Annotated in this window: 23 protein-coding genes; 7 read left to right on the top strand and 16 right to left on the bottom strand. The window is 56.3% G+C overall.

What is annotated here, in order from left to right; genetic code table 11:
• Positions 1 to 6 precede the first annotated feature (6 nt).
• The 5 genes from ACFFLD_RS05490 (at position 7) to ACFFLD_RS05470 (ending at position 5,305) form a co-directional block, all read left to right on the top strand.
• On the top strand, positions 7 to 645 hold the full coding sequence (locus ACFFLD_RS05490; protein ID WP_386037743.1) for an ATP-binding cassette domain-containing protein: 639 nt from the start codon (positions 7 to 9) through the stop codon (positions 643 to 645).
• Positions 632 to 1,330, top strand: coding sequence for a TIGR04283 family arsenosugar biosynthesis glycosyltransferase (locus ACFFLD_RS05485; RefSeq protein WP_386037740.1), 699 nt, complete (start codon positions 632 to 634; stop codon positions 1,328 to 1,330). Before ACFFLD_RS05490 ends, ACFFLD_RS05485 begins: the two co-directional genes overlap by 14 nt.
• Positions 1,320 to 1,955, top strand: a complete 636-nt coding sequence (locus ACFFLD_RS05480; protein ID WP_386037738.1) for a TIGR04282 family arsenosugar biosynthesis glycosyltransferase — start codon at positions 1,320 to 1,322, stop codon at positions 1,953 to 1,955. Before ACFFLD_RS05485 ends, ACFFLD_RS05480 begins: the two co-directional genes overlap by 11 nt.
• A gap of 74 nt (positions 1,956 to 2,029) precedes the next feature.
• Entirely contained in the window at positions 2,030 to 4,171 is a 2,142-nt protein-coding gene (locus tag ACFFLD_RS05475) for an FAD-dependent oxidoreductase (RefSeq protein WP_386037735.1), read from the top strand.
• The gene (locus ACFFLD_RS05470; protein WP_386037732.1) at positions 4,172 to 5,305 is read left to right on the top strand and encodes an FAD-dependent oxidoreductase; all 1,134 of its coding nucleotides are present in this window, start codon (positions 4,172 to 4,174) and stop codon (positions 5,303 to 5,305) included.
• A 22-nt stretch (positions 5,306 to 5,327) separates the two neighbouring features.
• On the opposite strand, the gene ACFFLD_RS05465 is transcribed toward ACFFLD_RS05470, so the two are convergent.
• A complete protein-coding gene (locus ACFFLD_RS05465) occupies positions 5,328 to 5,789 on the bottom strand; it encodes an META domain-containing protein (protein ID WP_386037729.1) in 462 nt (153 codons plus the stop codon).
• A gap of 24 nt (positions 5,790 to 5,813) precedes the next feature.
• On the bottom strand, positions 5,814 to 6,254 hold the full coding sequence (locus ACFFLD_RS05460) for a VOC family protein (protein ID WP_386037726.1): 441 nt from the start codon (positions 6,252 to 6,254) through the stop codon (positions 5,814 to 5,816).
• Positions 6,255 to 6,381: 127 nt separating this feature from the next.
• Between ACFFLD_RS05460 and ACFFLD_RS05455 the strand changes: the two genes are divergently transcribed.
• The gene (locus ACFFLD_RS05455; RefSeq protein WP_386037723.1) at positions 6,382 to 7,452 is read left to right on the top strand and encodes a metal-dependent hydrolase; all 1,071 of its coding nucleotides are present in this window, start codon (positions 6,382 to 6,384) and stop codon (positions 7,450 to 7,452) included.
• 61 nt (positions 7,453 to 7,513) lie between these two features.
• Here the strand turns inward: ACFFLD_RS05455 and ACFFLD_RS05450 are convergent, their stop codons facing one another.
• The 7 genes from ACFFLD_RS05450 to rho all read right to left on the bottom strand — a co-directional run bounded on the left by ACFFLD_RS05450 (position 7,514) and on the right by rho (position 14,434).
• Positions 7,514 to 8,245, bottom strand: a complete 732-nt coding sequence (locus ACFFLD_RS05450) for an MliC family protein (protein ID WP_386037720.1) — start codon at positions 8,243 to 8,245, stop codon at positions 7,514 to 7,516.
• A 62-nt stretch (positions 8,246 to 8,307) separates the two neighbouring features.
• Positions 8,308 to 8,832, bottom strand: coding sequence for a DUF3087 family protein (locus ACFFLD_RS05445; RefSeq protein WP_386037717.1), 525 nt, complete (start codon positions 8,830 to 8,832; stop codon positions 8,308 to 8,310).
• An 82-nt stretch (positions 8,833 to 8,914) separates the two neighbouring features.
• A complete protein-coding gene (locus ACFFLD_RS05440; protein WP_386037714.1) occupies positions 8,915 to 10,015 on the bottom strand; it encodes a 3-deoxy-7-phosphoheptulonate synthase in 1,101 nt (366 codons plus the stop codon).
• A gap of 494 nt (positions 10,016 to 10,509) precedes the next feature.
• Positions 10,510 to 10,638, bottom strand: coding sequence for a hypothetical protein (locus ACFFLD_RS05435; protein WP_386037711.1), 129 nt, complete (start codon positions 10,636 to 10,638; stop codon positions 10,510 to 10,512).
• A gap of 161 nt (positions 10,639 to 10,799) precedes the next feature.
• Complete coding sequence (locus tag ACFFLD_RS05430; RefSeq protein WP_386037708.1) at positions 10,800 to 11,540, bottom strand: FAD-binding oxidoreductase; 741 nt, start codon at positions 11,538 to 11,540, stop codon at positions 10,800 to 10,802.
• A 64-nt stretch (positions 11,541 to 11,604) separates the two neighbouring features.
• On the bottom strand, positions 11,605 to 13,095 hold the full coding sequence (ubiD, locus tag ACFFLD_RS05425) for a 4-hydroxy-3-polyprenylbenzoate decarboxylase (RefSeq protein WP_386037705.1): 1,491 nt from the start codon (positions 13,093 to 13,095) through the stop codon (positions 11,605 to 11,607).
• Positions 13,096 to 13,174: 79 nt separating this feature from the next.
• Positions 13,175 to 14,434 carry a transcription termination factor Rho gene (gene rho, locus ACFFLD_RS05420; protein ID WP_386037702.1) on the bottom strand — a complete coding sequence of 420 codons (1,260 nt, stop codon included), beginning with the start codon at positions 14,432 to 14,434 and terminating at the stop codon, positions 13,175 to 13,177.
• A 525-nt stretch (positions 14,435 to 14,959) separates the two neighbouring features.
• Between rho and ppx the strand changes: the two genes are divergently transcribed.
• Complete coding sequence (ppx, locus tag ACFFLD_RS05415) at positions 14,960 to 16,513, top strand: exopolyphosphatase (protein ID WP_386037699.1); 1,554 nt, start codon at positions 14,960 to 14,962, stop codon at positions 16,511 to 16,513.
• On the opposite strand, the gene tilS is transcribed toward ppx, so the two are convergent.
• From tilS to fabZ, 7 genes are all read right to left on the bottom strand, one after another.
• A complete protein-coding gene (tilS, locus tag ACFFLD_RS05410) occupies positions 16,488 to 17,798 on the bottom strand; it encodes a tRNA lysidine(34) synthetase TilS (RefSeq protein ID WP_386037697.1) in 1,311 nt (436 codons plus the stop codon). The two genes, ppx and tilS, sit on opposite strands and share 26 nt — an antisense overlap.
• On the bottom strand, positions 17,779 to 18,735 hold the full coding sequence (gene accA, locus ACFFLD_RS05405; protein ID WP_386037694.1) for an acetyl-CoA carboxylase carboxyl transferase subunit alpha: 957 nt from the start codon (positions 18,733 to 18,735) through the stop codon (positions 17,779 to 17,781). Before accA ends, tilS begins: the two co-directional genes overlap by 20 nt.
• A 136-nt stretch (positions 18,736 to 18,871) precedes the next feature.
• Positions 18,872 to 22,378, bottom strand: a complete 3,507-nt coding sequence (dnaE, locus tag ACFFLD_RS05400) for a DNA polymerase III subunit alpha (protein WP_386037691.1) — start codon at positions 22,376 to 22,378, stop codon at positions 18,872 to 18,874.
• Positions 22,379 to 22,436: 58 nt separating this feature from the next.
• Positions 22,437 to 23,072, bottom strand: a complete 636-nt coding sequence (gene rnhB / locus ACFFLD_RS05395) for a ribonuclease HII (RefSeq protein WP_386040385.1) — start codon at positions 23,070 to 23,072, stop codon at positions 22,437 to 22,439.
• A gap of 25 nt (positions 23,073 to 23,097) precedes the next feature.
• Positions 23,098 to 24,270, bottom strand: a complete 1,173-nt coding sequence (gene lpxB, locus ACFFLD_RS05390; protein WP_386037688.1) for a lipid-A-disaccharide synthase — start codon at positions 24,268 to 24,270, stop codon at positions 23,098 to 23,100.
• A gap of 18 nt (positions 24,271 to 24,288) precedes the next feature.
• Positions 24,289 to 25,056 carry an acyl-ACP--UDP-N-acetylglucosamine O-acyltransferase gene (lpxA, locus tag ACFFLD_RS05385; protein WP_386037685.1) on the bottom strand — a complete coding sequence of 256 codons (768 nt, stop codon included), beginning with the start codon at positions 25,054 to 25,056 and terminating at the stop codon, positions 24,289 to 24,291.
• Positions 25,053 to 25,496 (bottom strand): 3-hydroxyacyl-ACP dehydratase FabZ, encoded by a 444-nt coding sequence (fabZ, locus tag ACFFLD_RS05380; RefSeq protein ID WP_386037683.1) that lies wholly within the window; start codon positions 25,494 to 25,496, stop codon positions 25,053 to 25,055. Before fabZ ends, lpxA begins: the two co-directional genes overlap by 4 nt.
• Positions 25,497 to 25,588: the final 92 nt, after the last annotated feature.

Here is a 25,588-nt window from a genome sequence, read left to right as displayed (position 1 = left end):
ATGAACGTGACCGTATCTGCTAACGCGCCGCTGCGTCTTGAGCATATTAGTATCACCCTGGCAGGCCGCGAGCTGCTGGCGGTAGACGCCACCATTGCCCCTGGCGAGGTGCTAACCGTCATGGGGCCTTCAGGGTCGGGTAAATCTACCCTGCTCGCCTATATCGCGGGCTTTCTTGATCACGAATTTAGCGCCACGGGAGGTGTATGGTTGGGTCAACGCAACCTGCTGACGGTGGCCGCGGAAAAACGAGGCATAGGCCTGCTATTCCAGGATCCGTTGCTGTTTCCGCATCTCAGTGTCGGCGGCAACGTACGCTTTGGACTGCCGCGTCAGGCGCAGGATAAACATCATCAGGTGCAACAAGCGCTCAAACAGGTAGGGCTGGAGGGATTTGCAAAACGTGACCCGGCGACACTCTCCGGGGGCCAAAAAGCACGCGTGGCCTTAATGCGCCTGCTGCTCTCCCAGCCCCAGGCGGTGCTGCTTGATGAGCCATTCTCCAAGCTGGACACTGCGCTGCGCCAGGAGATGCGATCACTGGTATTTAGCCAACTGCGTGAGGCGGGCCTGCCGGCACTGCTGGTCACTCATGATCAGGCGGATGCCGATGCGGCGGGAGGGCCAGTGATTGACCTCGGCTAACCCATCACCCCACCTTAGCATCGTGATCCCGGTGCTTAACGAAGCTCCCACGCTGAGGGCTCAGTTGGCGTTACTACAGCCACTGCGCCGACAGGGGGTGGAAGTGATCGTGGTGGATGGCGGCAGTCGCGATGACAGCGTGCACATTGCCCAACCGCTGACGGATCGAGTACTCACAAGCCCCCCAGGGCGAGCGCTTCAAATGAACCTGGGCGCGCAGCATGCCCGTGCGCCGACGCTGCTGTTCCTGCATGCCGATACCCAGCTCCCCGGAGACGCTGTGAACCAGATCACCAACGCGCTGAATGCTCGTGCCTGGGGTCGCTTTGATATTCAGCTGTCAGGTCGGAGTGGCTGGCTGCCCATAGTGAGCTGGTGGATGAATAAGCGTTCTCGACTTACCGGCATTGCAACCGGCGATCAGGGTATCTTTATACGTGCTGACTGTTTTAAGACGGTGGGCGGCTTTCCCGAGCAGCCGCTAATGGAAGATATTGAGCTATCGAAACGGCTCAAGCGAGTGGCTCGCCCTGCTTGCCTATCAGTGAAAGTGGTAAGCTCGGGAAGACGCTGGGATCAACACGGCGCGTTAGCGACCATTTGCCTAATGTGGCGGCTTCGCTATCGCTACTGGCGCGGCGTTAGCGCAACCCAACTCGCCAAGGAGTATCGCGATGCGCGCTGAAACGCCGATTAATAAAGAACAATTTCCTCATCTGCATCTGCTCGCCAAGGCACCGCTGGCAGGGCAAGCGAAAACGCGCCTGGCACCACTACTGGGGGCGCAAGGTGCCGCGGATGCCCATGCAGAGCTACTAAGCCACTGCGTCGCTACCGCCTGTGACGCATTGCCCGCCTCCAACGTCACCTTATGGACCGCGCTTGAGCATGACCACCCCCTGTTTCTCTCGCTCGCCGAGCAGTTTGGGCTAACATTAAACGCTCAGCCCGATGGCGATTTAGGCACCCGTGTTCGTCACGCGTTGAACAGTGTGCCAGGGACTGCCATGGTGATGGGCAGCGATTGCCCCAGTATTACCAGCGCGCTGATAACGAGCTGCGTACACCACTTATCCCGTCACGAGGTGGTGATATTGCCCGCCGAGGATGGCGGCTACGGGCTAATTGGCACCCAACGTGATTACCCATCGCTATTTGAAGATATTCCTTGGGGCACCCACCGCGTATTGGCGACGACCCGTGAACGGATTGAAGCGTTAGAACTGCACGCCGCGTACCCTGCTACGATTTGGGACGTAGACCGCCCGGAGGACTGGCAACGCTGGAAAGGGGCGCTCCCCTCAACGTAAGGAAACGCACGTTCGTCTCACTTAGAGCTATCATCATTTCTTTTATTGGCGCCCTGACGGCGCTGGAGATTGCCGTGACCCGACAACGCATACTGATTGCCGCGCTATTGATCACTGCCATTGGCGTTTTTTTCTTAAGCGGCGCCCATCATTGGTTCACGCTGGAAACGCTCAAAGCTTATCAAAGTGACTTCCAGGTAGCGTTTGATCAACGCCATTGGCAGGTGGCAGGCCTGTTTTTTGCTGTTTATGTCGTGGTCACCGCTCTTTCCCTTCCTGGCGCGACGCTACTAACGCTGCTTGGGGGGGCCTTGTTTGGCCTTGGCTGGGGGCTATTAATCATCTCATTCGCCAGCGCGATAGGCGCGACACTGGCTTTTTTACTTTCGCGGTTCCTGTTTCGCCATCCCATCGAGAAGCGTTTTCCACGCCAGTTTGAAGCCGTTAACCGCGGTGTAGAGCGCGATGGAGCTTTTTATCTGTTCATGTTGCGTTTAGTGCCGGTTTTCCCCTTCTTTATGATCAATTTGGTGATGGGGCTCACACGCATTAAAACCATCACCTTCTACTGGGTAAGTCAGCTCGCCATGCTGCCGGGCACCGCGGTATATGTGAACGCTGGCGGTCAATTAGGCGATGTCGAGAGCCTTCAAGGTATCGTGTCGCCTACCCTGCTGGCCTCCTTCGCGTTGTTGGCGGTCTTTCCCTGGATTGCCCGTCTCATCGTACGCTTCGTGCAGCGACGCAAGGTTTACCAGGGATTCACGCGGCCCTCGCGCTTCGACGTGGACATTGCCGTGATTGGCGGCGGTTCGGCGGGTCTGGTGACCAGCTATATTGCCAGTGCGGTCAAGGCCAAGGTAGCGCTGGTGGAAAAACACAAGATGGGCGGCGACTGTCTGAACACCGGCTGTGTACCTTCCAAAGCACTGATTCGCGCGGCGCGTGCCGCCCATGAGATACGTACCGCACCACGCTTTGGGGTCACCTCTAGCGAGCCAGAGATCGACTTTGCCAAGGTGATGGGCCACGTTCACCAGGCCATTCGCGATATCGAACCCCACGATAGTGTGGAGCGTTATAACGACTTAGGCGTTGAGGTGTACCAGGATCACGCCACGCTCCTCTCGCCCTGGGAAATCCAGATCGGTGATCAGACCCTATCGGCTCGCCATATCGTGCTGGCGACCGGGTCACGCCCGCGCGTACCGTCGCTACCGGGGATAGAGCGTGCGCCGCTATTAACGTCTGAAAACCTGTGGTCGTTAACCGAACTCCCCAAGCGCCTGGTCGTGCTGGGTGGCGGTGCGATTGGTTGCGAACTTAGCCAGAGTTTTGCCCGCTTGGGTAGTCAGGTCACGTTAGTGGAGGGAGGCTCACAACTACTCGGACGCGAAGACCCAGAAGTAGGCGAGCAGGTCGAAAGCACCCTGACCAGCGAGGGGGTGACGGTGATGACCGATGCCAACGCGCTGGAGGTGCTCAACGACGAAGCAGGCTATCAGTTGGTCGTGGAACATAACGGTGAGCGACATCTGCTTGCCTTTGACTACCTGCTGGTCAGTGTCGGCCGTCAAGCCAATATCGAAGGTTTAGGGCTGGAAGCGCTGGGAATTACCACCACCCCAACGGGCACAATAGAGCTTAACGAGCGCCTGCAGACTCGCTTGCCTAACATTTGGGCCTGTGGTGATGTGGCGGGGCCTTTCCAACTGACCCATGCAGGTTCCCACCAAGCGTGGTATGCGGCCGTGAATGCGCTGTTTGGCGAACTAAAAAGCTTTAAAGTGGACTACCGCTATATGCCCGCGGTGACCTATGTGCAGCCTGAAGTGGCACGCGTAGGGCTGAACGAAACGGAAGCGAAAGCTAAAAAAGTGGCGTATGAGGTCACTCGTTATGCCATGAGCGAAAGCGACCGTGCCATCGCCGAAGGTGCTCCCCAGGGCTTTATCAAAGTGCTCACGGTGCCCGGTAAAGACAAGATTCTGGGCGCGACCATCGTGGCGGAAAATGCCGGTGAATGGCTGGGCGAATTTACCATCGCCATGAAACACGGCCTGGGTTTAAACAAGCTGCTGGGCACCATTCACCCCTACCCCACGTTAAGCGAAGCGGCAAAGGCGACCGCGGGCGCGTGGAAAAATGCCCACAAGCCCGAGCGGGTGCTGGCCCTATTGAAACGTTACTTTAGCTGGCGTCGCGGTGATCGTTAAATGAAGCAATTAGTACTGATGGGTGCGGGTCATGCCCACGCCTTTGTTCTCGAAGCCTTTGCCAAGCAGCCCGACCCTGGCATCGCCATCACCGTTATCAGCGATGCCCCTTTAGCCGCTTACTCCGGCAGTGTTCCTGCGTGGCTGGCGGGTGAATGTACTCTACGTGACACGCAGATAGACGTGGCGGCACTATGCCAGAGGGCTAATGCCAGGCTACTTCTTTCCTCAGTGAACGCGATCAATACCCGTGCGCGCTACGTCAACCTTGCTAACGGAGAGCGGGTTTATTTTGACGTTGCTTCGTTCAACATCGGCTCAACCTTAACGCCTCCCCAGCGCCACGGAGAGAACCTTCCCAAGCAGCTCATCATGCGCCCGTTAAGCTCATTGCACGAGCGCTGGCAGGCGCTGCTGAAGGAGGTTGACCGCTTACCCAGCCATAGCCTCCAACGTATTACGGCAGTAGGCGGCGGTGCCGCTGGCTGCGAGACCTTGATGAGTGTACTGGCACAGCTACGTTCTCAGCGCCCGGATATCGAGTGGCAAGGCAAGATACTTAGCGCCTCTTCGCAGTTGCTTCCCAGTGCGGGATATTTACCGCGATGGCTCACCCGTCGGGCACTGGTAAAGGCAGGTATCAGCGTGCACTCATCGCTACGCGGTGAAGCCCTTATTGAAGGCGGAGTATTAACGCAGAACGGTAAGCACATCGTTGCAGATATCGTGCTGTGGGCAACGGGGGCAGTGGGTCACCCTTGGCTTGCGACCACCGCACTACCGGTCGATAAGCAGCGCTTTATTCGAGTCGAAAACACGCTGGAAGTCACTGGCCTAGCGGGTATTTTTGCTGCTGGCGACTGTGCCGCGTTTACCCCCAGGCTACCCAACGCAGGCGTTTATGCGGTGCGCATGGGCCCTCACTTAGCGAACAATCTTCGCCATGCCTGCTACGGCGACGCGCTAACGCCCTGGCAGCCACCCAAGCGCGTCCTGGCACTGATTGGCACCGGCAATGGCCACGCCATCGCCAGCCGTGGCGTCGTGGGGCTAACCGGAAAATGGGTGTGGGAATGGAAAAAGCGGATTGATGCGCGCTTTATCGCCCGCTTCAATCCGCCTTTTGAACGCTAAACGCTTAGCTGGTGACTAACGACTAGTTACCTTCGCGCCAGCCGCCAAGCACTCGACTATCCGGACCGAAGAAAACCAATCGATCATGGTCAATCAAGTAACGATAGGCGGATTCCATCATGTCCGTCACCCGCTTAGCATCCCCCATTTGCGGGCATGCCATCCGCGTCGTGCCCAGGTTACTAAACTCAATGCGCTGGCTATCGCCTAACTTGACTTGACCAGTGATACGGTTACAGCCATCACTGCCGCTCACCTTTCCTTCTCGGGAAATGTGGAAAAAAGGCGTTTCCGGCATGGCAAGACGCTCATCGGTACCCACCAACAACAAGTTCCAGCGCTGCTCGACGATAGCACCTGAGAATGAAGAATCTCCTGGCCCTTGGGGCGCCGGCGAGCTTGGCCCTGGCGCGCTGCTACAAGCACTTAAAAGCAGCGCTAGCGACGCAAGCCAAGGCAGTAATGGCCAACCTTTCATGGTCATGATGATGTTTCCTTTCATTAGCAATTACCAGCTACCGCTATTTTCCATGGAAGCCCAGGGCTCTTGCGGCTCGAAGGCATCGCCTTTCTGGAGCAACTCGACGGAAACACCATCCGGCGATTTGACAAAGGCCATATAGCCGTCGCGTGGCGGACGGTTAATCGTCACGCCATTATCCTGTAGATGTCGGCAAAGCGCGTAAATATCATCGACCCGATAGGCTAAATGGCCAAAATTGCGCCCGCCGGTATAGGTTTCAGGGTCCCAGTTATAGGTCAGTTCAAGCTCGGGAGCCGTCAATCGCTCTGAACGCGACACATCTTCCGGGGCTGCCAGAAAGACCAAGGTAAAGCGCCCTTTCTCATTCTCTTTACGGCGGACTTCTTCAAGCCCTAGCAGATCGCAGTAAAAATGTAGCGATGCATCCAGATCACTGACCCGTACCATGGTGTGTAGATATTGCATATTACCTCCAGAGAAAACTGACATTTACAGGCGTTACAAAAACGTGACAGCGTAAATATATGACGGCACCGCTGTACAATTAATTAATAACGTTTATCTTAACTGGGTTTACCCGTAGGAGAAACCTGTGGATTCTGTCACACAAGCCGCCCTTGGCGCCGCGATTGGCGGTGCCGTGCTGGGCCAGCGTTTAGGACGTAAAGCTATCCTTATTGGCGCTGTATTGGGCACGCTCCCAGACCTTGATGTGGCATTAGATTATGGCGATGCGATTGCCAATGTCACTGAGCATCGGGGCTTTAGTCATTCACTGTTTGTGCTCACGGGTGTGGCGACACTGCTGGCGATTCTATGCGCCCGTTTTGCATCAGTAACGTCTGTCAGCCTAGCTCGCTGGTGGTGTTTTTTCACACTGATTTTGATCACTCACCCGCTACTTGATGCGCTGACAACCTACGGTACCCAACTATTTTGGCCCATGAAGGTCGCGCCCACAGCGTGGCCCATTATTTTTATTATCGATCCCGCCTATACCCTCGCCTTACTGATTGCACTGGGCTTTGGTCTGGTATCTTTGCGGGTAAAAAAGGCGTGCACCTGGGGGCTGGCGATCAGCTGTATTTACTTAGCCATGGCGGCAGGTGCCAAGTTAACGGTTGAACAACGACTCGCCCCGGCACTGGCGGAGCAAGGGTTGGAAGAGGCCCCCCTCCTGGTCCAGCCTACGCCCTTTAATATAGTGCTATGGCGTGCCACGGTGGTAGAGGATGATCGCTATTATGAAAGCTTAGTTAGCCTTTTTGATAATGGCCATGAACCAACATTTGAGCCGTTGGTTCGTAATGTCGCGTTAGCCGCCCCCTCGCTGATGAGTCAGCAAGGACAACGTTTGGCCTGGTTCACTGGGCCTTTCCTGCGCTATGAGACGCGCTGGTTGAACCATAAGCAGACATTGATCGCCACCGATATCCGACTTGGCTTTCCGGGGTTTCATCCCTTCAGCTTCACTCTGGCCACATTAGAGGATGACGTGTGGGTGCCACTAGCGGTGAGCGAACAGGTGCAGACAACCCGCGGGCTTCATCTGGAAACGCTATCACGGCTTGCTGCTCGTGCGGCGGGCGACACCTCAGCTCTCTGCGCTAGTGACTATGTCGCCCAGCAGTGGCGGGCCGAGCGTGTGGTTTATCGCTGCTAAGTGAGCCCAGCCAATACCCTGTAGCGCGCACCGCCGTTAGGCAAGGCTAGCGTCATACATCCTAGGGAGCGATACCTTGGCCACAGCCACTGTACTGCTCACCACCATACGTCAACGTGACCCGGGCCGGGAAAGGCTCACCACTCATGCTGTCAAAGCAGGCACCCGCGTCAATTCGCACACGATAAAATGGGGCCACATCAGCGCTTTCCAATACAACACGCCCTGCCTCGTTATCCATGACGCTGACCATATAGGGTAGTTGAAGGCTTTCTTCCCCGTAATTTGTCTGCATAGTCAGCGTCGGCGTATCGTGCGCCAATGCCACCGACCAGCCCGGCTCATTGCCACGCGCAAAAAACATTACCCCAGGCTTATCATCGCGGGTTAACGCAGCACGCTGCCCGGCCAACGAACACTGAAGCTGCCCCCGGGGAGTCTCCACCAGCGCCTTTTCACCCCGGTTCCAGAAGCTGATCTCGCCATCTTGATAGCGTGCGCCGCTCGCCACCACTGCTTGCGGCAGTCGCCATGCGCCATGCAACGACCAAAGGCGCAGGTCGTTAGCATTGGTTGCTGTCACTAAGTGCTGCTGAGCTGGCGAGCAGTGCCAAGCATCAAAGCGCTGAGCAGAGCCGGGGAAAAGCGCCGATGGAAAAAAAGGTGCTCGGTTATCGCTGCTTGCCTGGCTGGCGGAGGAGGTGGCTGGAGAAGAGGACGTGGCAGCACAGCCTCCCATGACGAGCAGGACGCCAGCGGCGGCGACACCTCCCCACGCTGTTAACATCTTCATACACTGCGCTCCGTTTATATTCTGACGCTATTCATTGCTGATATTCTTGCCTAAGCGATTGATTACGGTCGTACTTTACCACGCTTAAACGCCTGCAGATCGTCAGTGTCGAGCTGCTCTACCTGGGGAGGCAGCTCCAGCTCTTCACGTTTAATTTTTACCTGCATTTTTTCCGCCAGCCGCTCGGCGTCATCATCGGTAGTCCGCCCGTTAAGCTCTGCTAACTGGGCCATGCCCTGGTGATAAAAGGTAAGCAAATCAAGCGCGGTACGATTATTCTCGTCCACCGCTTGGCGCAGTTGGGTTAGATAGCTACTGACTTGCGACAGGTGATGCTTAAGCTGCCAGACATAGCGCACTTCTTTCATCCAAGGACGCTCACGCAGCACGGCGAAGAGCGCACTGGTCGCCAACAGTCCCAACAGCACGCCCAAGGCATTCAGCCACAGGCTACTGCCAAAGGTGGAGGTGAGCAGCATTGAAAAAAGAAGCCCAAATACAATCAGTTGGCCCGCCATGGCGAAGCTAATGATGCGGGCTTTGCGACGGTAGGTTTCAGGGTCGTGATGCTCAAGCGTAAATACCATGGCCAGCCTCAATGATGGTGCAAATAAGCTATGATACGGGGCTGGCCACGGCAAACAAGTAATAGCATGCGTCAATGCTGATTTAAGCTAACCTCTCTGCGGCGGTTTTCAGCAAGTGCTCGGTGGTTTCCCAGCCAACACAAGCATCGGTGACCGAGACACCGTAGCGCATGGCACCGGGCTTAAGCGGCTGCTTGCCTTCAAATAGATGGCTTTCCAGCATCAGCGCTACCAAATTGGCTTCGCCTGCCTGGCGCTGCGCTAACACATCCAGCATGACTTCACTCTGGCGACGATGATCTTTGCGCGCGTTGGCGTGACTGCAATCGACCATCAGTCTAGGGTTTTGGCCAGCGTTACGCAGCGCTGCGGTGGCGGCTTTTACGTGGTGTGTCTGGTAGTTGGGCTCACCGTGTCCGCCGCGCAGCACCACATGGGTGTGAGGGTTGCCTGGCGTTTGCTGGACAACCGGATAGCCCTGAGGATCTACCGCAAAACGCTGGTGCGGATGGGCGGCGGCACTCATCGCATCAATGGCCACCTGCACGTCGCCGCTGGTGGCATTTTTGAATCCCACCGCAGCCGCTAAATCACTGGCTAACTCACGGTGCAGCTGCGATTCCGTGGTGCGCGCACCAATCGCTACCCAGCTCAGCAGGTCATCCACATAGGGGGCCAGCATCGGCTGTAACAGCTCGGTCGCCACCGGCAGGCCGCGCGCGGCCACTGCGTGCATTAGCTCACGGGATAGCGCTAAACCGCGTGGCATATCACCACTTCCGTCGAGTCCTGGGTCGTATGCCAGCCCTTTCCACCCTACCGTGGTGCGTGGCTTTTCAATATACACACGCATCACCGGCAGAATGTGCTCGCGCACCTCTTCACTTAACGCGGCAAGGCGGTCAGCGTACTCCAGTGCAGCGTCAGGATCATCCACGGAACAAGGCCCTACCACTACCAGTAAGCGGTCATCGTGGCCACTTAGAATTTGCTGTACGGCATGGCGTTGATGGCTAATCTGCTCACGTAGGGAGTTATTTAGTGAGATGCGCTGGCGAAGCAAGGCGGGCGTAGGCAGCCTGGTAGCAGTACCGTCAGGTGCAGTCTCAGTGCCGGGCGCTGAAGGCGTCAGCGGTGGCGTCGCATGGGTCTTGTTGATAACAGAACTAACAGGGGCATTCATGGGTCATTCTCCGCAATCGTGTGACTAAGTGACCACCCAGGCGCACACGGTCGGAGGTGGCAGCTAGCACCGACCGCGCGTCACTAAATCGCCAGCTATAGCCATAGCCTACAAAGCCCGTAGCGAAAGCGTTAATCAGTGCACGATAGATCATGATGCTGCTCCTTGATGAAATTATGATGAAAATCAACTATGCCCATAATGCCAAAAGCCCCGGCGGGGTTACCGACCGGGGCTTGTATGCTTGCGGCAGGCAACCTGGTGGTGTGCCTGGTGGCGCGACGCTACGTGTCGGCCAGGGGCACACCGTGGCTAAACCAATACCAATAAACCATAGCGCTATTCCCAGGCACGCCCGCACGTGAGCCGCCAGCCATGTAGGGCTGTTGCTTCACTGGAGAGGACGTGCTGAGTCGGTGCATGGCTTTATTCCGCAAGAGTGCCTAATGGCGTTATGGTTTTATCCTGCCTGCAAGTGGTGAAAATGGCAACACTCAACCACTAAAAGCTTGGATGATACGCAGGGTCGCGGGCAACGCGCTCATGCTAACCAGTACCACCAAGCCTAGAAAAATAGCCAGAAAACCAGAATCGTCTTTAAATTCTTCGTCGTGATGGGCCATCTTAGCCTCCTTTTGTCAGGGAATATAAACGATGAGCGCCATCGCGTGGGCGCTTACCAAAAGTCTACGAGCCTTAACCTTGACAAGCAGCGCCACCAAAACGAACTCGCTCTAACACGGGCCGTTATTGGTGCACGATCCTACGCTGCTCGTTTACCAAACTAGGGTGTGCGAGGCGCGTAAGCAAATACGTCGGAAAACACGCGTTCCAGCGTTATCCCTTTTGCTTCGAGCACATCCAGGCAGGCGTACACCATTCCAGGCGAACCAGAGATATATACATCGCAGGTTTCGGGTGACATCTCCGCGGCTTTTAGTACCTGATCAATACGCCCATGGTGATGGGTAATCCGCTCGCCCACCGCTAACGGCTCTTCTAGCGGCAGCTCAGTGACGGCATGAAACGAAAAATTGGTATGGGTTTGCGCCCAGTGGCTAGCCAACTGCTCCAAATAAAGGTCTTGTCGACCACGGGCAGCCCACCACAGCGAAATTTCCCGCTCAGGCTGTTCGTGCAGCACCGCTTCAATGATCGCCTTCATTTGGGAGAAACCGGTGGCTGCCGCTATCAATATCAGTGGCCGCTGGCTGTCGAGATCCAGCACACTCTCGCCACCGGGCAAGCGCAGAGTCACCTGGCTTGCGACCTGAAGCATCTCGCGTAGCCGTACAGAACTATCCCGCTCGGGCCAGTGCTGAATATGTAGCTCAATGAGACCTTCACCACGGTCAACACTGGCAATCGAAAACGGCACCCAGGTGTTCTCGTCTAGCTTCAGCTCTAAATACTGCCCTGGCGCATACTGCATAGCCTCAGCACGGCCTAAAAGCCTGACACCGAAAACATCGGCGCTTAAGTTTTCAACCTCGGTGACTTGGCAAGTCAACGTCCTTGCACTCATGAAAGCCTCTTTTTGCAAATTCGGTCTGCGATTCGTCACAGGGTCAACACCGGTGGTCACCACATCAAAGACGAGAGGGTGGCAACTCCAGGCCAATACCCAATGTTTCCCAACGTTCATCGACACGTGTTTTAACGGACTCGTCCATCACGATGGGAGTGCCCCATTCGCGGTCGGTTTCACCCGGCCATTTATTGGTGGCGTCTAACCCCATCTTGGAACCAAGACCTGAGACCGGCGAGGCGAAATCGAGATAATCAATCGGGGTATTCTCGACCATCACCGTGTCCCGCGCAGGGTCCATGCGTGTGGTGATCGCCCAGATCACGTCTTCCCAATTACGTGCGTCTACATCGTCATCGAGTACAATCACAAACTTGGTGTACATGAACTGGCGCAAGAAGCTCCATACCCCCATCATCACGCGCTTGGCATGACCAGGGTACTGCTTCTTCATGGTGACGACCGCCATCCGGTATGAACAGCCTTCGGGCGGCAGGTAGAAATCGACAATTTCAGGGAACTGCTTGCACAGGATCGGCACAAATACTTCGTTAAGCGCCACGCCCAGAATCGCTGGCTCATCCGGCGGCCGCCCGGTATAGGTCGAATGATAGATGGCATCACGACGCATCGTCATCCGGGTAACGGTAAATACCGGAAAATGATCGACTTCGTTGTAATAACCGGTGTGGTCGCCAAAAGGCCCTTCTGCGGCCATGTCGTCGGGGTAGATAAATCCTTCAAGGATGATCTCGCTGGACGCCGGTACATCAATGTCAGCGTGGCCACACTTCACAAGCTCGGTGCGCGAACCGCGCAAAAGCCCTGCAAAGGCATACTCAGAGAGGCTATCCGGTACGGGCGTTACGGCACCCAAAATGGTTGCTGGATCAGCACCTAAAGCAACCGCAACGGGGAACGGCTCGCCAGGGTGGGCTTGTTGAAACTCCTGAAAGTCCAATGCCCCCCCGCGATGCGATAACCAACGCATGATCAGGCGGTTTTTACCGATCTTCTGTTGGCGGTAAATCCCCAGGTTCTGGCGTTTTTTATGGGGGCCTTTGGTAATCACCAATGGCCAGGTAACCAAGGGGCCCGCGTCGCCAGGCCAGCAGTGCTGGATCGGCAGCAGGCCCAGATCAACCTCATCACCTTCGTACACCACCTCCTGTACGGGGGCATACTTAATGTTTTTTGGCCCCATACTGAGTACTTGCTTGAAGATCGGCAGCTTGTCCCACGCGTCTTTCAAGCCCTTCGGTGGATCAGGCTCTTTAAGAAACGCCAGCAGCTTGCCAACTTCTCTCAGTGCTTCAACCGAGTCCTGGCCCATGCCCAATGCCACCCGCTTTGGGGTGCCAAACAGGTTACCCAGCAGTGGCATGTCGTGCCCTTTGACGTTTTCAAACAGTAACGCCGGGCCGCCCGCACGCAGGGTGCGGTCGCAAATTTCGGTAATTTCCAGGTAAGGGTCGACTTCGACGTGGATACGCTTGAGTTCACCTTGCGCTTCAAGCGCCGTGATGAACTCGCGTAAATCTTTGTACTTCAAGGCGCGCTCCCTGGCTGGCAAATTCGCCGCTGGATAACCATAGCGGCGTTTTAGCGTTTCTGCGGCGTTTTACGACAAGCTAGCGGCGTTTCATCGCTTCAAAGAATTCTAGATTGGTCTTGGTGTCTTTCAGACGATCAATCAAGAACTCAGTGGCTGCGGTGTCTTCCATCGGGTTGAGCAGCTTGCGCAGAATCCACATGCGCTGCATTTCATCTTCTGAGGCCAGGAGATCCTCACGACGGGTACCACTGCGGCGAATATTGATCGCCGGGAATACACGACGCTCCGCCAGCTTGCGGTCCAGGTGGGCTTCCATATTACCGGTACCCTTGAACTCTTCGAAGATGACTTCATCCATTTTGGAGCCCGTATCGACCAGCGCCGTAGCGATAATCGTCAGGCTGCCGCCCTCTTCGATGTTACGCGCCGCACCAAAGAAACGCTTGGGCTTCTCGAGCGCGTGGGCATCAACACCACCCGTCAACACTTTGCCGGAGCTAGGCACGACGGTGTTGTAAGCGCGCGCCAAGCGGGTAATCGAGTCGAGCAGAATGACCACGTCTTTTTTGTGCTCAACCAGACGCTTGGCTTTCTCGATGACCATCTCGGCCACCTGAACGTGACGTGCTGGCGGTTCATCAAAGGTCGATGCAACCACTTCACCGCGCACGGTGCGTGACATTTCGGTCACTTCCTCAGGGCGTTCATCGATCAACAATACGATCAAATGACACTCTGGGTTGTTGCGGGTAATGGAAGTCGCGATGTTTTGCAGCATCAGCGTCTTACCCGCCTTGGGCGGCGACACCAGCAAACCACGCTGTCCTTTACCAATCGGCGAGGTTAAATCAATGATCCGCGCGGTCAGGTCTTCGGTGGAGCCGTTGCCGATCTCCATGCGCATACGATCGTCTGGAAACAGGGGCGTCAAGTTTTCAAACAGGATCTTATGCTTGGCATTCTCCGGACGGTCAAAGTTGATTTGACTGACCTTCAGCAGGGCGAAGTAACGCTCCCCCTCCTTCGGCGGGCGGATCTTGCCTGAAATGGAGTCGCCTTTACGTAAATTGAACCGGCGGATCTGCGACGGCGAAATGTAAATGTCGTCTGGACCGGCGAGATAAGAGCTGTCAGCGCTGCGCAGGAAGCCAAAGCCATCCTGAAGAATTTCCAGCACACCGTCGCCGTAGATATCCTCGCCACTTTTGGCGTGTTTCTTGAGGATGGCGAAAATGATGTCCTGTTTGCGCGAACGGGCCAAGTTATCGATTCCCATTTCACGGGCGATATCGAGGAGCTCGGGAACGGTTTTTTGCTTGAGTTCAGTGAGATTCATCGGTGTGTTAGAAAGTTGCTCATGGAAGCTGGGCGCCAAGCGCCGGGAGTAAGACAGGAGGCGTGAAAGTGACGCCGTGTGATGCGTTCAGATCCCGGTAAAGGCACGCGCTCGAAGATGAAAGGGACAAGGTTGAACTTAACTAACAACGCTATTGCTTGCCATCATTAAGACTCAACTCGAGGGTGCTAACACTTGCTTAATCTGGCTCATGCAGGAGAACGGCTGAACCAGTGGGCAATCTGACGACTTGGAGTTCTGGCTGACGCTAACAGGCTAAACGAATAATAACGTCTGGGGCGACCAAGGTGCCGTACTTGAGCGGCGCATGCAAGATAATTTATCTAAATAATAAACAATCTAACAACGACGCGCTTGTGAACACGCGAACTAACCAGGTCAAATCAGGCCAGTAGCTCGATGTTAGTCAAGCGCCGCGACAAACGCAAGCCTTATAGAACGCCTGCAATTGACAATGAGTAAAGGTCGCCGCAACCTTGGCATAGCCAACACGAAGGAAAGCACATGCCCAAGGACGTTTCGCCCCCAATTTCCGCTATTACCGCTGAGGAAGAGAGCGGTGAGCCCCAGCGCTTAGCCGCTATCGACATGGGTTCCAACAGCTTTCACTTACTCGTCGCCAACTATCAGCATGAACGTCTGCAGGTGGTGGCCCGTCTGGGTGAAAAAGTCCAGCTCGCCGCTGGATTAGACGACGACGGCCTGCTCAGCGAAGCCGCCATGCAGCGTGCGCTGGATTGTTTGGGGCGCTTCGCGCCGTTTTTAAGCGACATTACCAATACCAACTTACGTATCGTCGGCACCAACGCGCTGCGCGATGCCCATAACAGTCAAACGTTTATCGAGCGTGCCGAGGCCCAATTGGGTCACGCCATCGAAATTATTGCCGGCCGTGAGGAAGCACGACTGATTTACTTAGGCGCCGCTCATGCGCTGGCAGAAAATGGTCGTCGATTAATTGTCGATATCGGCGGTGGTTCGACCGAATTTATCATTGGTGAAGCCTTTGAGCCGAAGGCGCTGGAAAGTCTGCGCATGGGCTGCGTTACCTTTTCACGGCGCTTCTTCCCTGACGGCGAGCTAAACGAAAAACGCATGCGCCGCGCTGAGCTAGCCGCCCTCTCAGAGCTTGCCAATATCCAACGGCCCTATCAGCGCCTGGGCTGGGATGACCCGGTAGGCTCAAGCGGCACGATTAAAGCCGCAGCGAGCGTCCTTTTTGCCTATGGCGATACGCCGCATGAGGGCGTTATCACGCGCGGCGGATTGAAGAAGTTGCGCGAACGACTATTAAAGTGCAAACAGCTGGATAAAGTAGAGCTGGAGGGTCTCAAAGCCGACCGCGCCAAAGTATTTCCGGCAGGCATTGCCATTCTTGGGGCTATATTTGAAGCCTTTGATTTAACTCAGATGCGCTTTGCCGATGGCGCCCTACGCGAAGGCGTTCTCTACGACATGGCCGGGCGCAATAGTGCCGAGGACTCGCGCTCGAAAAGCCTGGAGTCACTGAAGCGCACCTACGACGTGGACACCCGCCAGGGACTCAATATCGCCGACACCGCTGAACGCTTATTTAATCAGGTGCGCCATGACTGGTCGCTACCTCAGGATAAAGCGCGCTATTTACAGTGGGCAAGCCACGTCCATGAAATCGGCTTGGCGATTTCTCATAGCCAGTTTCACCGCCATGGTGCCTATCTGCTGGAGCACTCCGACTTGGCAGGTTTTTCGCGCCCGGAGCAACGTCTACTGGCGTTTTTAGTGCGTGCCCATCGGCGCAAATTCCCGTTAAAAGAGTGGCAGGCGCTGCCCGATGCGCAGCAAGCGGTAGCCCAGAAACTTGCGCGGCTACTGCGCTTGGCAGTGCTACTTAACCACTCTCGCCCTGAAAGCGCGCCAGCGCTACCCAGCCTAAGCGCCGACAGCGATAGCATGACGATTACGCTGCCCGAGAGTGATGAGCCTACCCTGCTCAGCACCGATCTGGAGCAGGAGCAAACGTTTATGGAGGCGGCTGGTTTTAAGCTCTTGATCAAGCAGACGAAGTCAGACGAGTAAACACGACACCCGCCGCCTGCCATAGCAGCGTGGCGGGAGGTGAAATCACTCCAATGCAGCTATCTGCCTGCATGATCACCACTAGCCGCTCACGTTCCCAAGGGGGAACATCGGCCTCCTGCAACAAGCGCTTTACATCGCGCCGCCCACGGCCGGGCAAGTGGATGACCTCCCCGCCCTGTCGCCAGGTCACCCGCAATGGTTGAGACCGCGCTGAAACGCTCTGTTGAGAGGCGGCCACTTGCCAGCCTAGCGGCCCAAGCGGCGTCTTCAGCGCTGTTTGCCCATTCCAATCAACCGCCCACTCAGGCAACGGCTCATACGGTTTCAACAGATAGAGCCGCTGACGCCACAGGCGCGCTTGGGCCCCCGGCCACTCAATGCACACCTCTGCATCCGGCTTAGCGGTTAGCTGCTCAAGCACGCTTTCTAAGCGCTTTTGCGGTGGCGTCGGCAGTCCATGCTGGTGGCAAAACGTACGTATCAGCAGCCGCTGTCGCGGGCGGGAGCGTTCGCTTAGCGCCGTGGCGCCGAGCGTATGATTTTCGCCTAGCAGCGTGAGTAGTTCGGCTTCCGCGTACTCCGTCAATAGCGTATCGGCTTCGCCGGCATGGGCGGCACTGCTTGCCAGTGCTGCGTCCGCTGCGGGCCAACGCTCGCGCAGCGTGGCTAGCACTTGATGACGCAGGCGGTTACGATCAAGCGCAATGTCGCTATTGGTAGGGTCTTCGCACCACGACAGGTCAAGCACGCGAGCCGCCGTCTCCAGCTCGGCCCTGGCAATGAACAACCATGGGCGCATCAGTGTGACTCCCTGGGATTGGCGCCGATAAGGCATCCCCGCCAATCCACGCACGCCGCTACCACGCAGCGCCGCAAGCAGAAACGTCTCGGCCTGATCGGTCTGATGCTGCGCCAGCCATAGTGCATCGCCGTCCGGAATCGTCTCGAAAAACGCCTTATAACGGGCGTCGCGAGCCGCTCCCTCGATACCTTTCCCGGATGTTTTTACCGCCACCTTAGTGACGGTTAAAGGGACATTCAAACGTTCACAAAGCGCCCGCGAGTGCGCTTCAAACGACTCCGCCGCTGCCTGCAGACCGTGGTTAACATGGATCGCCCGTAGCGAGCGCCCCGCTGGCTCGGCGAGTGCGGCGGCTAATGCGAGCAGTAAGCAGGAGTCTAATCCCCCCGACAGCGCCACCCAAATAGTACGCCCTGGCGGAACCTCCGCCAGGGCGTTATCGAGCAGGCCTTTCAGGGTGTTAAGCGGTGGGGGCGCCATAGCTCATTAAGCGTTTATAGCGACGCTCTAGCAGCGCGTCTGTATCCATCGCCTGCAAACGTTCCAGGCTCGCTGTAAGAGCCTCTTTGACCCGCTCAGCGGTGCTGATGGGGTGACGATGCGAGCCACCCAGTGGCTCTTTAATCAACGAATCGACAAAGCCCAGTTCTTTTAGGCGTTCCGCGGTAATCCCCATGGCTTGGGCGGCATCAGACGCTTTGCTCGCGCTCTTCCACAGGATCGAGGCGCAGCCTTCCGGAGAAATCACCGAATAGGTGGAGTACTGCAGCATTTGCAGCTCATCGCAGACGCCAATGGCCAGCGCCCCACCAGAACCACCTTCGCCTACGACGGTGGAAATAATCGGCGTTTTCAGGCGCGACATAACGGCCAGATTGTAGGCAATCGCTTCAGACTGACCACGCTCTTCAGCGTCAATCCCCGGATAGGCACCGGGAGTATCGATAAAGGTCAAAATCGGCATTTTGAACCGCTCAGCCATTTCCATCAGTCGACACGCCTTGCGGTAGCCTTCAGGGCGCGGCATGCCGAAGTTACGGCGCACTTTTTCTTTTACATCGCGACCTTTCTGATGGCCAATCACCATCACCGGCGAATCGTTTAGCCGCGCAATGCCACCCACTAGCGCGGCATCGTCAGCAAAGTTTCGATCACCATGAAGCTCGTCAAAATCTGTAAAAATGTGCTCAAGATAGTCCAGCGTATAAGGCCGCTGGGGATGGCGCGATAGCTGTGACACCTGCCAGGGGGTCAAATCCTTGAAGATCGATTCCGTCAGCTTACGGCTTTTTTCTTCCAGCCGAGAAATCTCATCCGAGAGGTTCACCTGGCTATCGGAGCTGACTAAACGCAGCTCTTCAATTTTTGCCTGAAGTTCAGCAATGGGCTGTTCAAAATCGAGGTAATTAGGATTCATCGGCTCTGCCTGTAAGCTGCCTGTCAAAAAGACGCTTGATCAAAATAAATAAGTAATAAAGAGCATTATCGCACCCTGACCCTGCCGTGCAAGGTCGGTGAGTGCCCTTTAGCGATAGCTCTTTAACGATAGCTCTTTAACGATAGCGTAGCTGGACCCCCGCCTGGCCCTGAACATCCCTTAGCGCCAGCAGCAGGTCATCACTAGGCGCGACTTTCCACTCCTCGGCAAGTTCCAGCCACGCGACGGCGGCCGGGTGGCGATACTGCAGGCGTACAGGGAGGCCAGCATCGTCGCGATACGGCGTAAGGCTATCGCGTAGCGTTTCGATCAGCCGGCCATTAATCTGCTCAGCATCAAGGGCAAGCTCTACGGCTTGGCCATAGCGAATACGCGCCGTCACCATGGGCGTGACGTCTTTGCCGCGCAGGCGTAAACCGCCGGAAAATTCATCGCTGGAGACTTCACCTTCCACAATCAACACCTGATCGGACTCAATCTGCCCGCGCAACTGCTCGAACAGCTCGCCAAACAGCGAGGCCTCAATACGCCCGGTACGGTCATCCAGGGTGATAAATGCCATGGTGTCGCCGCGTTTGGATTTCATGGTGCGCACACCCACGACCAAGCCCGCCACTCGCTGAGGATCACGCGAGGGCTTTAGATCACTGATCCGGGTAGAGACAAAGCGCTTCAACTCTCGCTCATACTCATCAATGGGGTGACCGGTCAGGTAAAGCCCCAGGGTGTCTTTCTCTCCAGACAGGCGCTCACGATCGGTCCACTCCCGGGCGCTGAGGTATTCACTGTAGACCTGGCTGTCACCCTCTTCGGGTTCAGCAAACGCGTCGCCGAACATGTCCAGCATGCCCAGATTCTGGTTGGTATGATTTTGTGCGGCGGCTTTTAGGGCATCTTCCATAGCGGCAAACAGCACCGCACGATTGGGACCCAGCGTATCCAATGCACCGGAGCGAATGAGCGCTTCCAGCGTACGCTTATTCATGCGCTTGGGGTCGATACGCCGACAAAAATCAAAGATATCCTTGAACGGGCCGTCAGCCTGGCGAGCCTCGACGATAGCGCCAATCGGACCTTCACCCACGCCTCGAATAGCGCCAAGGCCATAAACCACCCGCGCATCGGTATCGACGGTAAACTTATAGCCGCCTACGTTGACATCGGGCGGGGTCACGGTAAGTTTGAGGTTACGACACTCCTCAATCAGCGGGACCACTTTATCCAGGTTGTCCATTTCCGTGGACATGACCGCGGCCATAAAGGGCCCCGGATAGTGGGCTTTCAGCCAGGCAGTTTGGTAAGACACCAGGGCGTAGGCGGCCGAGTGCGATTTGTTAAAACCGTAACCGGCGAATTTCTCCACCAGGTCAAAGATGTTACCGGCCAGATCTTTATCGATACCGTTGGCGGCGCAACCTTCCATAAAGCCGTCGCGCTGTTTGGCCATCTCTTCAGGCTTTTTCTTACCCATCGCGCGGCGCAGCATATCGGCCTGACCGAGGCTGTAGCCCGCCATGACCTGAGCGATCTGCATGACCTGCTCTTGGTAAAGAATAATGCCGTAGGTAGGCGCCAGCACTGGCTTCAACAGCTCATGCTGATAATCCGGGTGTGGATAAGAGACTTCAGCCCGGCCGTGCTTACGGTTGATGAAGTCATCGACCATGCCCGACTGCAGCGGGCCGGGGCGGAACAGCGCCACCAGAGCGATCATATCGTCCAGCGAGTCGGGCAGCAGGCGTTTGATCAGCTCCTTCATGCCGCGGGATTCAAGCTGGAACACCGCGGTGGTTTCGGCGCGTTTGAGCATCTCAAAGGTCGGCGCGTCGTCCAACGGGATGCTGTCTATATTGAGCGATTCCTGGCCGTTGACGCTGCGCACCTTATCGACCATTTCCAACGCCCAGTCGATAATGGTCAGCGTCCGCAGGCCCAGAAAGTCGAACTTGACCAGCCCCGCCTCTTCGATATCGTTTTTATCGAACTGAACCACTAAACCAGAGCCATCTTCATCGCATAGCAATGGTGAGAAATCGCTCAGTTTGGTGGGGGCAATCACCACGCCGCCCGCGTGCTTACCGGTGCCTCGGGTGGTGCCCTCCAGCTTGAGCGCCATCTCCCAGATTTCTTCGGCTTCTTCGTCGTTGGCGATAAACTCCTTGAGCGCTGGCTCCTGCTCAATGGCCTTCGCCAAGGTCATGCCGACTTCAAAAGGAATCAGCTTTGAGAGCTTGTCACCCAGTGAATAGGGGCGCCCCTGAGCACGCGCCACATCGCGCACCACGGCCTTGGCCGCCATGGTGCCAAAAGTAACGATCTGGGAAACCGCGTTGCGTCCGTAGCGCTCGGCGACGTACTCGATCACTTTGTCGCGTTTTTCCATACAGAAGTCGACGTCAAAGTCGGGCATGGAGACACGCTCTGGATTCAAAAAGCGCTCAAACAGCAGATCGTAGCCAATCGGGTCCAAGTCGGTGATCTTTTGCGCGTAGGCCACCAGCGAGCCTGCACCCGAGCCGCGCCCAGGACCTACCGGCACGTTGTTATCCTTGGCCCACTGGATAAAGTCCATTACGATCAGGAAGTAGCCAGGAAACCCCATCTGAATAATAACGTTAAGCTCAAACTCCAACCGGTCGCGGTAGCGCTGGTCGATCGCTTGATACTCCTCGCTATCGCGGGGGTAGCGTTCAACGGGAAAAAGGAAATTGAGTCGATCCGTTAACCCATCGTGGGATACCTTGCGGAAAAACTCATCCTGAGTCATGCCCTCGGGTATCTCAAATTCGGGCAGGAAAATCTCACCCAAGCGCACGTCTACACTGCAACGCTCAGCGATCATCACGCTGTTTTCCAGCGCCTCGGGAATGTCCGAGAATAGCGCCGCCATCTCGTCAGGACTTTTCAGGTACTGCTCTTCAGTATAACGCCGCTCGCGGCGCGGATCGTCCAGCGCCTTGCCTTCGCCAATCGCCACGCGGGTTTCATGGGCCCAAAAATCATCTCGCTCTAGAAAGCGAACATCGTTGGTCGCGACCACCGGGGTGCCGGTTTCAATGGCGAGCTTGACGCTGGCATGAACGCAAGCCTCTTCCAACGAGCGTCCAGTGCGCACCAACTCTAAATAAAAGCGATCAGGAAACGCCGCTTGCCACTCGTCGAGCAGCACGCGGGCGTCTTGTTCGTGGTCAGCCAGGAGGTGACGGCCAATCTCGCCCTCGCGTGCGCCGGAGAGCACGATCAAGCCCTCGCTTTGTTCAAGCACCCACTGCTTTTCGAGAATGGCACGCCCTTGGCGCTGGCCGTGCGTCCAGCCTTTCGAGATCAGCTCGGTTAGGTTGCGATAACCGACATTGTTCATCGCCAGCAGCGTTAGCCGGTAAGGGTGGGTCTCGTCGTGAGGGTTCTGTAGCCATACATCGCTACCGATAATCGGCTTTAACCCTGCCCCTTGGGCGGCCTTATAAAACTTCACCAGACCGAACAGGTTGGTCTCATCGGTCAATGCCAGCGCAGGCATCGCCCGCTCAGCGGTGGTGCTTACCAATGACTTGAGCTTAACCAAGCCGTCGACCAGGGAGTATTCACTGTGCACACGCAGATGAACAAACGGTATCGTCATGACACTCTCAACATATTCATAACATTCTCAGCAAAAAAGGCACGGACTTAAAACAGCGCTAGAGCCTGTTGATCGTTGATAGCTGACGCTGAACGGGGGCAAAACTACGCCGATGCTCTGGCAATGGGCCATGCGCCGCCAAGGCAGCAAGATGCTCTTTGGTGGGATAGCCTTTATGACGTGCAAAGCCATACTCAGGATAGCGCAAATCCAGCGCTACCATTTGGGCATCCCGAGCGACTTTTGCCAAAATCGACGCGGCAGCAATGGCCGCGTGGCGAGCATCGCCCTTGACCACCGCCTGGCCGGGTAATTGATGGCCGGGTAACCGGTTACCATCAACGAGTAGATATTCAGCGGCGGGAGCCAGCGCATCAATCGCCCGGCGCATGGCCAAATGAGTGGCGTGGTAAATATTCAAGGTATCCACTTCGCCAGCATCAGCTTGCGCTACAGCAAACGTTAAGGCCCGCTCGCGGATCTGACTATCGAGTGCTTCACGCCTGCGCGCGGTCAACTTTTTGGAGTCGGTCAGCCCCTCAATAGGTTTGGCTGGGTCAAGAATCACCGCAGCAGCGACCACGCTGCCCACCAGGGGCCCGCGCCCTACTTCATCCACCCCCGCCAACCGCTCACCGCTGTAGGCAAGCTCGATCGGCGGAAAATCTTTGTGCTCAATTGACCAGTGTTCCATCGACCAATGTGCCATCGATCCGCTGTTAATCGTCATGCACATTCTCCAGCGTTTGACCGGCAGCCAACAGACTAATCGCCTCGGCAGCACGTCGGCTAGCGTCGCGCTGCAGCGTAATATGTAGCGTTGCGAAGCGCGCCTCCAACTCGCGCCGGCTAGCGTCGTCCGCCAGCATCGCGCCGAGCTGGTCAGCAATCGCCTCTGGCGAAGCGGCCTCTTGAATAAGCTCTGGCACCAGCGTTTCCTGGGCAATCAGGTTAGGCAGTGATACCCACTGGGTTTTCACCAGCCGCTTTGCCAGCCAATGGGTAGCCGGAGCCATTTTATAGGCGACCAGCATGCTACGGTGGCACAGCATTGCCTCCAGCGCGGCCGTCCCTGACGCCAGCAATACAACGTCACTGGCTATCATGGCCTCGCGGGCCTGTTCATTCAGCAGCAGGCAGCGCTTGGCCAACTGCGGATAATGCGCTAACAGTGCGCTGATTTCTCGATGGCGATCAGCCGTAGCGGCAGGAATAACGACCTGCAGCGCAGGGTGCCGTTGACAGAGTTGTTCGGCGGCGGCACAAAATGTATCACCCAGAAAACGAATTTCATTCGCCCGGGAACCGGGCAACAGTGCTAACACTTGGCTGTCAGGTTCCAGCCCCAGCGCCTGGCGTGTCCCTAACCGATCATTTTCAAGCGGCAGTTCGTCCGCTAATGGGTGGCCTACAAACGCAACAGGCACTCGATGGTCGCGGTAGAACTCAGCTTCAAAGGGCAACAGGGTGAGCATGCCATCTACCGATTTGGCGATCCCTTTTACGCGCCCCTGGCGCCAGGCCCAGACGGAAGGGCTCACATAATGGGCGGTGGTGATACCGGCTTCGCGGAGCTGACGTTCAAGCCCCAAATTGAAGTCGGGAGCATCGATTCCCAGCATGATATCCGGCTGCCAAGCCAAGGCTTCGGCTTTCAGAGTACGCCGCACCTTGATCAGCGCTGGCAGGTGCTTCAGCACTTCAACCAACCCCATTACCGCCAACGTTTCCAGTGGGAAGCGGCTTTGCATACCCGCCGCCTGCATACGCGGACCACCGATACCACGAAACTCGACCTCGGGGTGACGTGCGCTGAGTTCACGCATCAGCCCAGCACCAAGGATATCGCCAGAAAGCTCTCCGGCCACGAGGTAGACGCGCTTCAAGCTCATAAGCGTTTTCGCATGGCGTTAGCGGGTAATGCCGCGTGTTGAACGCTCAATAGAGGCAGCAAAATACTCAATTTCAGGCAAGTCGAAACGGCTACGCATTTCGACCAACGCCTGTTCAGTGGTCAGGCCCTGACGGTAGACCATCTTGTAGGCAGCCGTTAAAGCACTAATCGCTTCACGACTAAAACCACGGCGCTTCAAGCCCACCAGATTGAGCCCCCGAGCTTCGGCGGGGTTGCCATTGATCATCATGTAGGCAGGCGTATCTTTGGTAATGATCGACCCACCGCCAGCCATGGCGTGATCGCCAAAATGACAGAACTGATGCACCGCTGACAAGCCGCCCAAAATGGCATGATCGCCAACGGTGACGTGACCCGCCAAGGTGACCTGATTGGCCAAGATACAATCATTACCAATCACGCAGTCGTGGCCCACGTGGACATAGGCCATGAAGAGGTTACGGGAACCAATCGTGGTTTCACTGCGATCCTGGACAGTACCGCGATGTAGCGTGGCGCCTTCACGAATGACGTTATCATCGCCCATGACCAGCCGTGTCGGTTCACCTGCGTATTTTTTATCCTGGCAGTCTTCACCTACCGAGGCAAACTGGAAAATACGCGTGCGTTCGCCCAACGTCGTGGGACCTTTCACCACGACATGGGGGCCAATGACCGAGCCGGCGCCGATAGACACATCGGGACCGATGATACTAAAAGGGCCAACCTCAACGTCATCGGCCAGGTGCGCCGTGGGGTCGACCAGTGCAGTAGGATGTATCAAGCAACCTTCCTCTCGGCACAAATAATTTCCGCTTCGCAGGCCAGCTCACCATCCACCGTTGCTCGGCAGGCAAACTTCCAGATGCCTCTTTTACCTTTAATAACGTTGGCTTCCAGGGTGAGCTTGTCACCCGGCATCACCGGTCGCTTGAAGCGCACATTATCACTGCCGACCAGATAGTAAACGTAGCCATCGGCAGGACGTTTATTAACCGTTTTAAATCCTAGGATACCGCACACCTGGGCCAGCGCTTCAATCACCAGCACGCCGGGCATAATCGGATGATGCGGAAAGTGGCCATTGAAGAATGGCTCATTGATACTAACGTTCTTGTACGCAACGATGGATTCGCCGGTGGTTAACTGCGTTACTCGATCCACCAGTAAAAAGGGATACCGGTGAGGCAAGTATTCGCGAATTTCATTGATATCCATAACCATCGTAGCGACCTCTAAAATGACATACACCTGATGACTCTCAGGTAAAGACCAGTACTCCGACTGGCAAAATGGCTGTGGATTATACCCTGCTG

Origin of the sequence: Vreelandella sulfidaeris, assembly GCF_042429665.1 — a bacterium.
Lineage (GTDB): Bacteria > Pseudomonadota > Gammaproteobacteria > Pseudomonadales > Halomonadaceae > Vreelandella.
This window is presented reverse-complemented; position numbering and strand designations above follow the sequence as displayed.

Coding starts and splice junctions, on each gene's coding strand:
- ACFFLD_RS05435 (WP_386037711.1), bottom strand. CDS start 10,638: ATGGCCCATCACGACGAAGAATTTAAAGACGATTCTGGTTTTCTGGCT.
- dnaE (WP_386037691.1), bottom strand. CDS start 22,378: ATGACGATACCGTTTGTTCATCTGCGTGTGCACAGTGAATACTCCCTG.
- ACFFLD_RS05430 (WP_386037708.1), bottom strand. CDS start 11,540: ATGAGTGCAAGGACGTTGACTTGCCAAGTCACCGAGGTTGAAAACTTA.
- ACFFLD_RS05465 (WP_386037729.1), bottom strand. CDS start 5,789: ATGACCATGAAAGGTTGGCCATTACTGCCTTGGCTTGCGTCGCTAGCG.
- accA (WP_386037694.1), bottom strand. CDS start 18,735: ATGAATCCTAATTACCTCGATTTTGAACAGCCCATTGCTGAACTTCAG.
- fabZ (WP_386037683.1), bottom strand. CDS start 25,496: ATGGTTATGGATATCAATGAAATTCGCGAATACTTGCCTCACCGGTAT.
- ACFFLD_RS05470 (WP_386037732.1), top strand. CDS start 4,172: ATGAAGCAATTAGTACTGATGGGTGCGGGTCATGCCCACGCCTTTGTT.
- rho (WP_386037702.1), bottom strand. CDS start 14,434: ATGAATCTCACTGAACTCAAGCAAAAAACCGTTCCCGAGCTCCTCGAT.
- ACFFLD_RS05460 (WP_386037726.1), bottom strand. CDS start 6,254: ATGCAATATCTACACACCATGGTACGGGTCAGTGATCTGGATGCATCG.
- ppx (WP_386037699.1), top strand. CDS start 14,960: ATGCCCAAGGACGTTTCGCCCCCAATTTCCGCTATTACCGCTGAGGAA.
- ACFFLD_RS05440 (WP_386037714.1), bottom strand. CDS start 10,015: ATGAATGCCCCTGTTAGTTCTGTTATCAACAAGACCCATGCGACGCCA.
- lpxB (WP_386037688.1), bottom strand. CDS start 24,270: ATGAGCTTGAAGCGCGTCTACCTCGTGGCCGGAGAGCTTTCTGGCGAT.
- tilS (WP_386037697.1), bottom strand. CDS start 17,798: ATGGCGCCCCCACCGCTTAACACCCTGAAAGGCCTGCTCGATAACGCC.
- ACFFLD_RS05445 (WP_386037717.1), bottom strand. CDS start 8,832: ATGGTATTTACGCTTGAGCATCACGACCCTGAAACCTACCGTCGCAAA.
- rnhB (WP_386040385.1), bottom strand. CDS start 23,072: ATGGAACACTGGTCAATTGAGCACAAAGATTTTCCGCCGATCGAGCTT.
- ACFFLD_RS05480 (WP_386037738.1), top strand. CDS start 1,320: ATGCGCGCTGAAACGCCGATTAATAAAGAACAATTTCCTCATCTGCAT.
- ACFFLD_RS05450 (WP_386037720.1), bottom strand. CDS start 8,245: ATGAAGATGTTAACAGCGTGGGGAGGTGTCGCCGCCGCTGGCGTCCTG.